This window comes from Neobacillus sedimentimangrovi (assembly GCF_010614825.1).
GTDB classification, from domain to species: domain Bacteria; phylum Bacillota; class Bacilli; order Bacillales; family Cytobacillaceae; genus Neobacillus; species Neobacillus thermocopriae.
Genome location: NZ_JAAFZF010000002.1, coordinates 1 through 13,213 on the forward strand (window position 1 = coordinate 1; position 13,213 = coordinate 13,213).

The 13,213-nt window shown below is 41.5% G+C and carries 16 protein-coding genes; 14 read left to right on the forward strand and 2 right to left on the reverse strand.

All coding sequences use genetic code 11. The annotated features are described in order from the left end of the window. Both GZA11_RS01365 and GZA11_RS01370 read right to left on the reverse strand, forming a co-directional pair. Window positions 1-433: transposase (locus tag GZA11_RS01365; protein ID WP_163182627.1), on the reverse strand; the 433-nt coding region annotated here is incomplete at its 3' end. 75 nt (window positions 434-508) lie between these two features. After that, window positions 509-847, reverse strand: coding sequence for a transposase family protein (locus GZA11_RS01370; protein ID WP_163182628.1), 339 nt, complete (start codon window positions 845-847; stop codon window positions 509-511). 219 nt (window positions 848-1,066) lie between these two features. Here GZA11_RS01370 and spoIIR point away from each other — a divergent pair, with 219 nt between their 5' ends. The 14 genes from spoIIR (at window position 1,067) to atpE (ending at window position 13,080) form a co-directional block, all read left to right on the forward strand. Continuing rightward, window positions 1,067-2,101 carry a stage II sporulation protein R gene (gene spoIIR / locus GZA11_RS01375; RefSeq protein ID WP_204317733.1) on the forward strand — a complete coding sequence of 345 codons (1,035 nt, stop codon included), beginning with the start codon at window positions 1,067-1,069 and terminating at the stop codon, window positions 2,099-2,101. Window positions 2,102-2,252: 151 nt separating this feature from the next. Next, the gene (locus GZA11_RS01380; RefSeq protein WP_163182630.1) at window positions 2,253-2,699 is read left to right on the forward strand and encodes a GNAT family N-acetyltransferase; all 447 of its coding nucleotides are present in this window, start codon (window positions 2,253-2,255) and stop codon (window positions 2,697-2,699) included. A gap of 177 nt (window positions 2,700-2,876) precedes the next feature. After that, the gene (locus GZA11_RS01385) at window positions 2,877-3,923 is read left to right on the forward strand and encodes an L-threonylcarbamoyladenylate synthase (RefSeq protein WP_163182631.1); all 1,047 of its coding nucleotides are present in this window, start codon (window positions 2,877-2,879) and stop codon (window positions 3,921-3,923) included. A 208-nt stretch (window positions 3,924-4,131) separates the two neighbouring features. Continuing rightward, window positions 4,132-4,689, forward strand: coding sequence for a manganese efflux pump MntP (locus tag GZA11_RS01390; RefSeq protein WP_038537815.1), 558 nt, complete (start codon window positions 4,132-4,134; stop codon window positions 4,687-4,689). A gap of 83 nt (window positions 4,690-4,772) precedes the next feature. Continuing rightward, the gene (locus GZA11_RS01395) at window positions 4,773-5,231 is read left to right on the forward strand and encodes a low molecular weight protein arginine phosphatase (protein ID WP_038537812.1); all 459 of its coding nucleotides are present in this window, start codon (window positions 4,773-4,775) and stop codon (window positions 5,229-5,231) included. 152 nt (window positions 5,232-5,383) lie between these two features. Beyond that, window positions 5,384-5,830: a ribose 5-phosphate isomerase B gene (gene rpiB, locus GZA11_RS01400; protein WP_038537810.1), complete on the forward strand. Its 447-nt coding sequence runs from the start codon at window positions 5,384-5,386 to the stop codon at window positions 5,828-5,830. A 24-nt stretch (window positions 5,831-5,854) separates the two neighbouring features. Continuing rightward, window positions 5,855-6,421, forward strand: coding sequence for a TIGR01440 family protein (locus GZA11_RS01405; RefSeq protein WP_163182632.1), 567 nt, complete (start codon window positions 5,855-5,857; stop codon window positions 6,419-6,421). A gap of 176 nt (window positions 6,422-6,597) precedes the next feature. After that, window positions 6,598-7,839, forward strand: coding sequence for a serine hydroxymethyltransferase (gene glyA / locus GZA11_RS01410; RefSeq protein WP_163182633.1), 1,242 nt, complete (start codon window positions 6,598-6,600; stop codon window positions 7,837-7,839). A gap of 158 nt (window positions 7,840-7,997) precedes the next feature. Beyond that, window positions 7,998-8,627: a uracil phosphoribosyltransferase gene (gene upp, locus GZA11_RS01415; RefSeq protein ID WP_038537800.1), complete on the forward strand. Its 630-nt coding sequence runs from the start codon at window positions 7,998-8,000 to the stop codon at window positions 8,625-8,627. 157 nt (window positions 8,628-8,784) lie between these two features. Beyond that, on the forward strand, window positions 8,785-11,088 hold the full coding sequence (locus GZA11_RS01420; RefSeq protein ID WP_163182634.1) for a S8 family serine peptidase: 2,304 nt from the start codon (window positions 8,785-8,787) through the stop codon (window positions 11,086-11,088). Window positions 11,089-11,430: 342 nt separating this feature from the next. Continuing rightward, a complete protein-coding gene (locus GZA11_RS01425; protein WP_038537793.1) occupies window positions 11,431-11,649 on the forward strand; it encodes an AtpZ/AtpI family protein in 219 nt (72 codons plus the stop codon). A 7-nt stretch (window positions 11,650-11,656) separates the two neighbouring features. Continuing rightward, complete coding sequence (locus GZA11_RS01430) at window positions 11,657-12,031, forward strand: ATP synthase subunit I (RefSeq protein ID WP_163182635.1); 375 nt, start codon at window positions 11,657-11,659, stop codon at window positions 12,029-12,031. Window positions 12,032-12,053: 22 nt separating this feature from the next. Further along, window positions 12,054-12,764, forward strand: a complete 711-nt coding sequence (gene atpB / locus GZA11_RS01435; protein WP_163182636.1) for a F0F1 ATP synthase subunit A — start codon at window positions 12,054-12,056, stop codon at window positions 12,762-12,764. A gap of 103 nt (window positions 12,765-12,867) precedes the next feature. After that, window positions 12,868-13,080 (forward strand): F0F1 ATP synthase subunit C, encoded by a 213-nt coding sequence (gene atpE, locus GZA11_RS01440; RefSeq protein ID WP_006838507.1) that lies wholly within the window; start codon window positions 12,868-12,870, stop codon window positions 13,078-13,080. The last annotated feature ends 133 nt before the right edge of the window (window positions 13,081-13,213 follow it).

Below are 13,213 nucleotides of genomic sequence, written 5' to 3' on the forward strand. Positions count from 1 at the left end.
CAAGCATCTCGTCTAATTGTTGTTTTTCATTAATCGTAAGCTTTTCAGAACCTTTTAAGAGCTTAAACCGCCCTTTTTTCAGGCCAGGAATCTTCTTTCTTACTTGATCAAGTGCTTGGGTAACCTTTTGCACTACATGATATTTATCAATGACGATACAAGCCTCTGGGAATATTGATTTAACAGCTTTATGAAAGGGATCCCACATATCCATGACAACAGTATGGACACATTTATTAGCCAGGATCTTCTTGGTAAGTAAGATTTGAGTAGAGTCATAACTACGTTGGTGTTCCATAGCAAGTACACTCCCGGATTGGGCATCTATCAGAACGGTTTCGTAACGATGGCCCTTTCGAACAGCCACTTCATCAAGGCTAAGGACTAGTTCATTGGTTTCCATAACATTTTCAAGATGTTCTAAAAGCTCCATTTCTTTTTCTTTAGCGATGGAATAAAAGATTCTTTCTACTGTCGTATAAGGAACTTTTTCTTTTCGGCTTACTTCTTAAATAGTGGATCCATTGCACATATGGTATAGAAATTCTCTATAACGATTGGTCTGATGCTTTTTAGGACTAATAGATTCAAATGTTTGGGAAAATACCTCATTACAGTTGTGACAACGGTATCTGTTCACTCTGACAAATAAGAAAAGGGGTTTGCCTAATACAGATAGGTCACGAACTTTTCTTGTCCGCCAGTCGTGAACATTACTGGAAGAAAAACCACAGAAAGGACAACGTTCTTCCATAGAATTTTTCTCAACATGTAACAAAATGCAATCTTCAAGAAATACTTGTTTAACAACTTCAAATTCTGGCAAATCTAGAGATACAGAAAACACTTATAGAACCTCCTGTTATGTTAATTGGTCGCTAACATTATTGCCAGGATTCTATGAGTGTTTTCATTTTTTTGTTTAAATCACAAATTTTGGTGATGAATCTTATTTTAGAATGGGTGAAGGTTGTTTCTAGCAAAACACTCGCAAAATTTTTAATTTAATAGTTTAAGATTCTGGCATTTTGTCCACAATGATGATAGGGAAGGGATGGTGCTAGAAATGAGAGGGAAAATCATAGTTTGGGGATATTTAGTGATTTTATCATTAGCCACAGTGCTAAATTTATATATGCCAAAAACAGAGGCCGCTTCTAAGGAGTCGATTGTAATACCTGGAGAGGCCATCCGGTTGAGGATTCTTGCCAACAGTGATTTTGAAAAAGACCAGGCACTTAAGCGGAAGGTTCGAGATGCAGTGAACGCTCAAATTACCCTTTGGGTACAGGATTTAACTTCTATGGAGGCAGCCCGTGAAGTCATCAACGAAAAGCTTCCGGAAATTCAGGCCATTGCAGAAAAAGTCGTCCGCGAACAGGGATCGAACCAATCGGTAAAGGTGGAATTTAAGGATAACGTTCAGTTTCCTACCAAGCTTTATGGCCAGTTTTTATACCCAGCTGGGAAGTATCAGGCAATTTTAATTACACTGGGAAAAGGCGAAGGAGCTAACTGGTGGTGTGTACTGTATCCGCCACTATGTTTTCTTGACTTTTCAAATGGAGTAGCCGTAAGTGACGGTTTTGAAGAGAAAGAAGTAGCTGCAGCTGAACGTAAAGAAAAGAAGGAACCTGAACAAGAGAGGGTATCTGAAATAGAAGCAAAACCTGTGGAGAAAGAGGCAGAGGAAGATCAGGAAGAAGAAATGCAATCAGAAAAAAAGGTAGAGGAAGAACAGCCGGTAATGCAGCAATCTGAAAAAAAACAAGCAGTAAAATCACAAGTGAAGAGATCGAAAGAGCAAGAGTTGACAAAAAAGGAAAAAGATCAGGCGGAAGAAACAGAGAAAGATGAAATAACAAAGAAAGATAAAATGACAAAGAAAATTGAAATAGCAAGGAAAGTTGAAATACAAGAAGAAATACAGTCTGAAAAAGAAAAACAGCTTGAAAAATCTGAGGAAGAGACTGAGGAAAAGGCTCAAGTGTCAAAGGAAACCAAAAGAGAAAAAGCCGAGCCCGTATATGTAAGTGAAGATGAACAGCCTGTAAAAGTGAAGTTTTTCGTCGTGGAAATGTGGGATAAGCTTCTAAACTAAGAAATGGAAAGTCAGTCTTTATAGAAGGCTGGCTTTTTTGCTTTCTTGAGGTCTCTAAAGTGATTCTTAAAAAAATAGAATCATGGTTATGTTCTACTTTGTCTATTTTTTCATATTCATAGAGTAGAATGGAAAAAATGGAGGGAATGGGATGCAGGAGTTGATTCGAAAAGCAAATAGTAGGGACCTTAATACTTTGAAAGAGTTTTTAACGAGAGCAAATCTAGGGACGGAAGGATTAACAGAAGAAATGATCGACGGTTTTTTGATGTTGGAAAATGAAAAAGGAGAATTAATAGGATCGCTAGGTATGGAGGTCTATGAAAAATATGGCATGCTACGCTCACTTGTGGTTACAACCGGCCATGCGGAAAAAGATATTTTCGTTCTATTTGATCAAATAGTCCAGTTGGCAAAAGAAAAAGGATTAAAGAGTTTATTTTTGGCTACGAATAAAAAAGGGGCACTGCCATTTTTTCTGTTGATGGGGTTTGTAAACATTGAGCGAGAAGAGTTGCCTGAAGAATTTTATCGCTCAGAACATATTCGACAAGTTTTAAATGTGGATAACTCATTATTTCTGAAATTTAACCTATAAATTTGTGGATATATCCCCAAAGTTATCCACTTTTGGGTGTAACTTATACACAATTTGTGGATATTACTTGTGTTTATATCTTCCATCTTTTATACTTTCTAGCGTATCATCAGAAAAAATGCGAGATTCTACGCCTCTTTTCGTCAAATTTCGATAAATGATTTAAGGTGGATCAATATGAACACAAAGGTTTGGAAAGTGGATAAGTGTGTGGATAATTTGGAAAGTAATCCACATGTTGTGGATGCAGCTCATTTTTTGCGGGAAAATGAAGTAGTTGCGATGCCAACAGAAACTGTGTATGGACTTGCGGGTAACGCTAAGAACGATGAGGCAGTGAGAAAAATATTTGAAGCGAAGGGACGGCCGTCCGATAATCCGCTCATTATTCACATTGCGGAGAGGAGCCAGCTCGAGCAGATGGTGGCCGAAGTTCCCGAAAAAGCGGACCGTTTGATCGAGGCATTTTGGCCTGGGCCGTTGACAATTGTATTCAGAATGAAGGAGGGCGTGTTGTCAAAATTAGCGACAGCGGGTCTTTCGACCGTGGCAGTTAGAATGCCAGATCACCCTGTAGCACTAGCTCTTTTACGGGCATGCAGGTTGCCGATTGCAGCACCAAGTGCAAACAGCTCGGGAAAACCAAGTCCAACGACTGCAGCACATGTGGTAGAAGATTTAAATGGAAAAATTGCCGGTGTCCTTGATGGGGGTCCAACGGGGGTTGGTGTGGAATCCACCGTTGTGGACTGCACGGAGGATGTACCGATCATTTTACGCCCAGGTGGCATCACACGAGAGCAACTGGAGGCGGTAATTGGCGAAGTTCGGATTGACCCGGCGCTAATAAATGAATCCGAGCAGCCGAAATCACCAGGAATGAAATATCGTCACTATGCACCGAATGCACCGCTATATTTGGTGTCAGGTACCAGAGAGTTTTTGCAGCGACTGGTCGAGGAAAAGCAAAAGGAAGGTTTGCGAGTCGGTGTGCTAACAACCGAAGAATTTGCTGGTGAGTATGAGGCGGATGAGGTGCTTATTTGTGGCCAGCGCTCGGAGCTTGATACCGTGGCGTCTGCTCTTTATGATGTTCTGCGCCGATTTAATCAGCTGAATGTGGATATTATTTTCAGTGAGATGTTTCCAAATGTCGGTGTTGGTCACGCGATTATGAACCGCCTTGAAAAAGCAGCAGGAAATAAAGTAATTGTGGAAAAATAATAGAAGTATTATTGGGCACCAGCTCTTTTTATAAGGGCTGGTGTTTTTTTGAGCATAGAGGAATGTTAAATAGGGGCAAAATGTACGACAATCACATAGGAATAATTCAAACGAGAATCTTTCCAACTAACTTCTCAATCCCCCCAGCTTCTATTCCTCTTAGGACGTGCATATGTTGAAATAGGTAGTCCAAGGGGGAGAAGTAAGAATGGCAGAAATGATTGGGGAACTCGTAGCGCTCATATTAATGGCAGTAGCATTGGGGATGGATGCTTTTTCGGTCGGACTTGGCATGGGCATGTACCAACTGCGTCTCAGAAAAATATTTCAAATCGGTATAATGATTGGACTTTTTCATGTATTGATGCCGCTTTTCGGCATTACCGCAGGCAAGTTTTTATCGGAAAAATTTGGAACCTTTGCTACATTCATTGGGGGAGCTCTCTTAATTGTTTTAGGTATCCAAATGATCTGGTCTAGCTTGAAAAAGGAAGAGGAAAAAATAATCACTCCGATTGGTTTCGGGTTAATTTTTTTTGCGCTTAGCGTCAGTTTGGACAGTTTCTCAGTTGGGCTGTCTTTAGGGATCTTTGGGGCAAGGACAGTGTTGGTTTTAATTTGCTTTGGGATCATGGCTACCATCCAAACATGGGCAGGCTTGCTGCTGGGCAGAAAGGTACGTAATTGGATTGGCTGCTATAGTGAGGCGCTTGGGGGAGGTATTCTGCTAGCGTTTGGCTTTAAATTAATCACGGTTTTTTGGTAAGGTCATTTTTGAAAAAATGGGAAACTAGGATGGTTAGGAATTTAGGCAAATGTTTTATAATAAAAGGGAAAGGGGGCAGGTATATGCAGCGAATTTTGTTTGTATGCACAGGGAATACATGCAGAAGCCCAATGGCAGAGGCGATTCTTAAACATAAAAATCTTGAGGGCATTGAAGTAAAATCTGCAGGAATCTATGCGGCAGGGGGCAGCGAAGCCTCACCGAACGCAAAGCTGGTGCTGGATAAGAATCAAATATCACATAATCATCGATCCACCCTTTTATCCGAAAAGGAAGTTGACTGGGCGGATCTCATTTTGACCATGACATCATCCCACAAATATGCCATTCAGCAACAATACCCACGGGCGATAGAGAAGGTTTACACATTAAAGGAATTTATTGGAGAGGACATGGACCAAGACGTCGTTGACCCATATGGAGGTAGCCTCGCCATCTATGAACAAACCTTCCAAGAACTTCAACAATTGATCGACAAAGCTATTGAAAAATTAAAACCTAATACTGGCGAGCTCTCTTAATCAAGGGAGCTTTTATTATTTTCTTAAAAAAGTGGTACATAGGTAGGAAAAGCCCTGCTTTCTAATCTGGCCCGGGTTTGGTGCTTTATATTTTAGCGGCGGTATGTCAAAATTAAAATCAGATTGAGGATTAAAAATTGGAGGGGTTTACATTGAAGGTTGCCTTAGCGTCAGATCACGGCGGAGTGAATATCCGCAAAGAAATCGCCAAATTATTGGATGAATTAAAAATTGAGTATGTGGATTTCGGGTGTGATTGTGAGACATCAGTGGATTATCCTGATTATGCCTTACCGGTTGCAGAAAAGGTGGCAAACGGTGAGTTTGACCGTGCGATCTTAATTTGCGGCACAGGCATTGGCATGAGCATAGCAGCAAATAAAGTAAAGGGTGTTCGCTGCGCACTTGTACACGACACATTTAGTGCCAAAGCCACACGCGCCCATAATGATACCAATATTCTTGCAATGGGTGAACGTGTCATTGGTCCAGGGCTGGCCAGGGAAATTGCCCAAGTGTGGCTAACAGGAGAATTTGAAGGTGGACGACATGCAAACCGCGTCAACAAAATCACAGAGTACGAAAATAAACATTTATAATCAAAAAAGAAAGGTCGCGTCCATATGATTCAAGAATGGGAAAAACAGCTGGTTGCCGTTTTAACTGAATTTAAAGAGCAGGCATCTCTTAAGCCAGGGCAGTTGCTAGTCGTTGGCTGCAGTACAAGTGAAGTAATCGGTGAGCGTATCGGAACCGCTGGAACCTTCGATGTCGCCGAAATGATTTTTCGCCAGTTGAAAGCACTACAGGATGAAACAGGCATTGAGCTGGCCTTTCAATGCTGCGAGCATTTAAACAGAGCGCTGGTAGTTGAACGGAGCACCGCCATGGAAAAAGGCTTTGAGGAAGTCTCGGTTGTCCCTGCCCGTACGGCTGGCGGTGCCATGGCTAGCTATGCTTTTGAAAACATGAATGATGCAGTTGTGGTTGAATTCATTAAAGCCGATGCCGGAATTGACATTGGCCATACCTTCATCGGGATGCACTTAAAACATGTCGCCGTACCGGTTCGCGTAAAGCAGAAAAAGGTCGGACATGCCTATGTGACTTTGGCAAAAACACGGCCAAAGTTAATTGGCGGAGCGAGAGCGGTTTACGAGCGGACGAAAGAAAATAACAAATGTCAATAAGGTTAAAAAAGCAAAACACGAACAAACAGGATGCATTTTATCTAAAATTTATTTGAAATACGAATAATATTAACTATAATTAACAATAAATTACGGGTTTACATAATAGAAAAACATGGTACAATTAAGAGGGAATTTTCGAAATACTTTTTATCCATGATGAAGGGGGATTAATCATGATGCATTTGTCTCAAGCTGATGAACAGGTTTTTCAAGCAATTCAAAAAGAACTCGGCCGCCAGCGCTCGAAAATCGAACTGATTGCCTCAGAAAATTTTGTCAGTGAAGCGGTAATGGAAGCGCAAGGATCCGTGTTAACAAATAAGTACGCGGAAGGCTACCCAGGACGTCGTTATTATGGTGGTTGTGAGTACGTGGATATCGTCGAGGATTTGGCTCGCGAACGTGCGAAGCAAATTTTTGGAGCAGAATATGTTAATGTTCAGCCGCATTCAGGTGCTCAAGCAAATATGGCTGTATACTTTACAGTTCTTGAGCCAGGGGACACAGTGCTTGGCATGAATTTATCTCACGGTGGCCACTTAACACACGGTAGCCCAGTTAACTTCAGTGGTATTCAATATAATTTTGTTGAATATGGTGTGGACAAAGAAACTCATCGTATTAATTATGAGGATGTACGTGCGAAAGCCCTAGAACATAAGCCAAAGCTAATTGTAGCCGGTGCGAGTGCCTACCCACGCGAAATTGATTTTGCTAAATTCCGTGAAATCGCAGATGAAGTGGGAGCTTATTTAATGGTGGATATGGCTCACATTGCTGGTCTTGTTGCAGCAGGACTGCACCAAAATCCAGTGCCTTATGCTGATTTTGTTACCACTACAACCCATAAAACCCTACGTGGACCGCGCGGCGGTATGATCCTTTGTAAAGAGGAGTGGGGAAAGAAAATTGACAAGTCCATCTTCCCTGGAATTCAAGGTGGTCCACTAATGCATGTGATTGCAGCCAAAGCCGTTGCTTTTGGGGAAGCACTTCAAGACAGTTTCAAAGAATATGCTTCAAACATCATTGCAAACGCGAAACGCCTTGCGGAAGGTCTGCAAAAAGAAGGGTTGCAACTAGTTTCCGGTGGTACGGACAACCATCTATTGCTTGTAGATGTAACTAGCCTTGGGTTAACGGGTAAAGTTGCAGAAAAAGTGTTGGATGAAGTCGGCATTACCGTTAATAAGAATACCATTCCATTTGACGAAAACAGCCCATTTGTGACAAGCGGTATTCGCATTGGTACAGCTGCCGTTACAAGCCGTGGCTTTGGGCTCGAAGAAATGGACGAGATTGCTTCTATCATCGCCTTTACTTTGAAAAACCATGAGGATGCATCTAAGCTTGAGGAAGCACGTGCACGTGTTGAAACCCTAACAAACAAATTTAAACTTTATCCTGAATACTAATGCTAGAAATCGGCCTAACTAGAAAAGTAGGCCGATTTTTTTCAGTGGGAAATATTTTTTAGAAAATTCATACATGATGATAAGTGTTGCTCACAGACTGTTTTTTCTGTAAAATGAGACGACTGCAAAAATTATTTTTTTAAAAAGGGGCGATAAATATGGCAAAGGTCTATGTCTTTGACCATCCGCTTATCCAGCACAAACTTACTTACATACGTGATAAACATACCGGTACAAAGGAATTCCGTGAACTAGTGGATGAAGTAGCTACTTTAATGGCGTTTGAAATTACAAGGGACATGCCTCTTGAGGAAACTGACATTGAAACCCCTGTATGTGCGACAAAATCCAAAGTGCTTTCTGGTAAAAAAATCGGAATCGTTCCAATTCTACGTGCTGGCATCGGCATGGTGGACGGTATTTTGAAATTAATCCCAGCTGCAAAAGTAGGGCATATTGGCTTGTACCGTGATCCAGAAACATTAAAACCGGTGGAATACTACGTTAAACTCCCAAGTGATGTGGAGGAGCGTGATTTCATCGTAGTCGATCCGATGTTGGCAACAGGTGGTTCAGCAAACGGCGCGATCACTGCTTTGAAAAAACGCGGTGCCAAAAATATTAAATTTATGTGTTTGATTGCTGCTCCAGAGGGAGTGGAAGCTGTAAAAGCTGAGCACCCGGATGTGGATATTTATATTGCTGCCCTTGATGAAAAATTAAACGACCATGGTTACATCGTCCCTGGTTTAGGGGATGCTGGCGACCGTTTGTTTGGTACGAAATAGAATAAATGATTGGAGAGTCAGGCTTATGCCTGGCTTTTTTATATACAAAAAAATGTAAAAACTAAAATACCCACCTATATTCCCCCATCCATTTTTATCCTTCGCATACTTTCTCCTTCTAAAGAAAACGATATGAAAAAAAAGGGGAATTTTTTATATGAAACTTTTACTCGCTCTGATATTAGCTTTTCAAGTTCCGACAATGGCACCATCGTTACCCAATAACCACGTAAAACCAAATGTTTCAGTACCGAAAAAACCGCTCATTCATCCGCCGATTCCCAAACCTACAAAGAATATCATTGCTATTGTGATGCTGGACAAAATACAGACGGATGCACAAATAAAGGAACTCATCAAACCTTTTAAAGATATTAAACTAAGGCGTATCTTTAAAGAGGCGATTAACGGTTTTTCCATTGAAGGTAGTCCGGAGGCTATTGCTCAATTGGCAAACCGATATCCCGTTAAACATATCTCACCAGTTAACGAGTATCGGGTTGAAACTCAAGAAAGCGTCCGAATTATTGGCGGCGAGGGAGCACGTCGATTTTTCGATAAACAAAATAGGAGGCTGACCGGCAAAGGGATTAAGGTGGCAGTCATTGACACCGGAGTCGACTATACCCATCCTGACTTAAGGCGAAATTATGCTGGCGGACACGATCTTGTGGACAATGACAAGGACCCAATGGAGACACGTTCACCGGGTACAGCCACCATCCATGGTACTCATGTGGCTGGGATCATCGCCGGGAATGGAAAGATTAAGGGAGTTGCACCAGAGGCAAAAATCTTGGCCTATCGGGCTCTTGGTCCGGGAGGTGGCGGGACGACTGAGCAGGTATTAGCAGCGATAGAGCAGGCCATTAAGGATAAGGTCGACATCATGAATCTATCACTGGGAAATACGGTGAACGGACCTGACCTGCCCCTTAGCCAGGCACTTGATAATGCCGTGGAAAAAGGTATCGTGGCGGTGGCAGCCTCGGGCAATTCGGGGCCAAAGGTTTGGTCGGTAGGGTCACCGGGAACATCCTCAAAAGCCATCTCTGTCGGAGCATCGACGCCCACCATGGAAATCCCTTATTTATTAATAGAAGGGATCCGGGACAAATTTCGTATCCAGCCGATAGAGGGCTCGGGAAAATGGACCTTGGACCGCTCACTTGAATTGGCCGATGGCGGCATAGGTAGGAAGCAAGATTTAAGAAATGTTAGAGGAAAAATCGTTTTAATTAAACGAGGGACATTGACTTTTTCAGAAAAAGCCAAAAACGCGATGGAGGCGGGAGCAAAAGCAGTCCTTATCTATAACAATACGAGCGGAAACTTTATAGGGAACCTTGAAGCTCCTCTTCATTTCCCAATCGGAACCCTTTCCAAGCAGGATGGACAATTATTAAAAAAAGAAATGAAAAAGCGTCGCCTTTTTATAAGAGTTTCAATTACCAAAGAGAAAGATCAACTTGCTGATTTCAGCTCAAGAGGCCCGGTAACAGGAACATGGGAAATTAAGCCGGACATTGTCGCTCCGGGTGTCGCCATCAACTCGACGATTCCGGGAGGATACATGTCACTGCAAGGAACGAGCATGGCGTCACCACATGTCGCAGGTGCAGCTGCATTGATCAAGCAGGCTCATCCCGATTGGACACCGGAACAAATAAAGGCCGCTCTGATGAATACGGCCAAACCTCTTATTAAATCTTCTGACATGAACAGGAGTACTAAATCTGGCAGGCTGACAGACAAGCCAGAATTCTTTTCCCAATCGAATGCGCCTCACTACCGTACCTTTGAACAAGGGGCCGGCCGCATTCAGGTGGATGAAGCGATAAATGCTGAGTCCCTTGTATCTCCTGGTAGCATTCGGTTTGGAAAATTCACTGAACAAAATAATGTGCACAAAATGGTGTTACGTGTGGAGAACACGAGCGGTCGCCCTCAGGGATATTCATTTGAAATCCCAAAACATGTCGAGGGCTTAATGTGGCACCTTCCGAAGACGTTTTCTCTGAAAGCAGGGGAATCTAGAGAAATGACGGTGGAACTAAAGGTAAACCCAGATATTTTTAAGGAAAAGATTCATGACGGTTACCTCACCTTAAAGGCGGGAAAATCTCAAATTCACATCCCTTATCTTTATGTGCTTACAGAGCCAAATTATCCGAGGATCATGGGGTTTGAATTTGCAGAGGGAGATGTTCCGAATACTTATCGTTACGAAGTCTATTTGCCGGGCGGAGCGGAGGAGTTTGGAATTGCTTTATTTCACCCGGATGACTATCGCTTTATCGGATTTTTGGATACAAGTACAAATGTTAAAAAAGGGTTGGTTCAAAAAGCTTTGAAAGTAGCGGACATCCCGTATAAAGGTACTTTTTTGGCTAAGGTTTTTGCTAAGAAGGCCGGTAAAGAGGATTCCATTCAGACAATGATTATGATTGAAAAAAGATAGGGAGTGAGGCGTGTTTTCAGCCCCTCTCTTTTCTGTAACAATTCAATGTCATTATCTGAAAATGTTCACAAAATTGTCACAAAATAACCAAAAAATCGGAAAGATTTACAATACAATAATAGTGTTAACTATCGCTTCCAATTGGAAAAAATTTTGGGAAATTGTAAGGGAATAAATCTCGGAAATACATTGACATTGTAGGGTCCCTATTGTATGCTAACAAAGGGAATCCGTGAGAGGGTTTTCAAGTTGTTTATACAATTTTAACAACGTTATTGAATTTCCAATTGCCTCTGACTTTTATATAGTTTTTCATTCTCTTTAAGTGAGGATGATTCACCGATGAAAAATGACCGCAATCCACTAAAGGCGATAGCCCTAATGTCCACTATACTCGCCCAGTTGGCGGGTTCCACACTGATTGGTGTTTTTTCAGGAAAATGGCTGGATAAACACTTTGATTCAGAACCAATTTTCTTAATAATCGGATTGTTTATTGGGCTCGGGGCAGGAATCTATTCTATGTTGGTATCCGTCCGACATTTCTATTCAGGAGACTAAACATACCATGCCAGAATTACAAGCGATGTTTACTAGACAACGAAAATGGATGTTTTTTTTATTGTCTATTTATGTACTTGGTTGGGGGTTCACAGCCTATCAACCAATCTTTCTTGGTTTAATTTTTGGGACAAGCTTGAGCTTCTTTAATTTGTGGTTGATGGTCAAAAAAACGGGACAATTTAGTGAAAATGTTCTCAAAGGGAAAAAGGTGCGATCGCTTGGTTCTTTTTCACGGATGGCAACTGGTGCACTTGCTGTCGTTGTCGCACTGAGGTATCCGGAACAATTTCATCTCATTAGTGTGGTTATAGGATTAATGACATCCTACATTGTCATTATGATAGATTTCTTTATTCATTCTTTAAAAATACATAAGTAGCGGGGAAGCGAGGTGAATTCTGTTGCATCACGGAGCATATGTAGTAGATTTACTAGGTCTCAAATTTAATTTAGGTAATGTTTTGATGATTACCGTAGCCTCTGTGATTGTTTTCTTAATCGCCGTTCTTTCCACTCGCCGTCTTGCGATGAAACCTACTGGAATGCAGAACTTCATGGAGTGGGTTATGGATTTTGTAAAAAACATCATCAAAAGTACGATGGATTGGAAAGATGGTGGTAGATTCCATGCCCTTGGAATTACGATCATTATGTACATCTTTGTTTCAAACATGCTAGGGCTGCCGTTTTCAGTTGTAATTGATGGAAACCTTTGGTGGAAATCACCAACGGCGGATCCGGCAATCACATTGACATTAGCAACGTTGGTTGTTGGATTGTCACACTATTACGGGGTAAAGCTAAAAGGAACAAGAGAATACGGAAAGGAATTCTTAAGACCATTCTGGTTTATGTTCCCAATTAAAATTATTGAAGAGTTTGCCAACACTTTGACTCTCGGTCTCCGTCTCTACGGTAACATCTATGCTGGTGAAATCTTATTAGGTTTACTTGCATCCGGATTGGCAACTGGAGTTGGCGGACATTTAGCCGCATTCATTCCGATGTTGGCATGGCAAGGTTTCTCCATTTTCGTTGGCGCGATTCAAGCCTTTATTTTCACAATGTTAACAATGGTGTACTTGTCTCACAAAGTGAGTCATGACCATTAATATTAGTAATTGCAGCGCCCTCACAGGGTCCTGAATTATATATAGAAATACCAATTTTTATAAAAAATTAATTATTTATACATTTTAAGGAGGAAATTTTACAATGGGTCTTTTAGCAGCAGCAATTGCAATTGGTTTAGCAGCACTAGGTGCTGGTATTGGTAACGGTCTTATCGTATCTCGTACAGTTGAAGGTATCGCACGTCAACCAGAAGCTCGCGGTATGCTTCAAACAACAATGTTCATTGGGGTTGCGTTAGTTGAGGCGATTCCAATCATCGCGGTTGTAATTGCATTCATGGTACAAGGTCAATAATCAATAGTAATTGACGTCAAAAGATGGCGAAGATCATTCATGAGAACCTTCGCCATTCGTTTATGTCTAAGGTGGTACCTAACACCTTTTACCTTAAAATAGAAACAAGTAACTTACATTACCTTTTAACAAT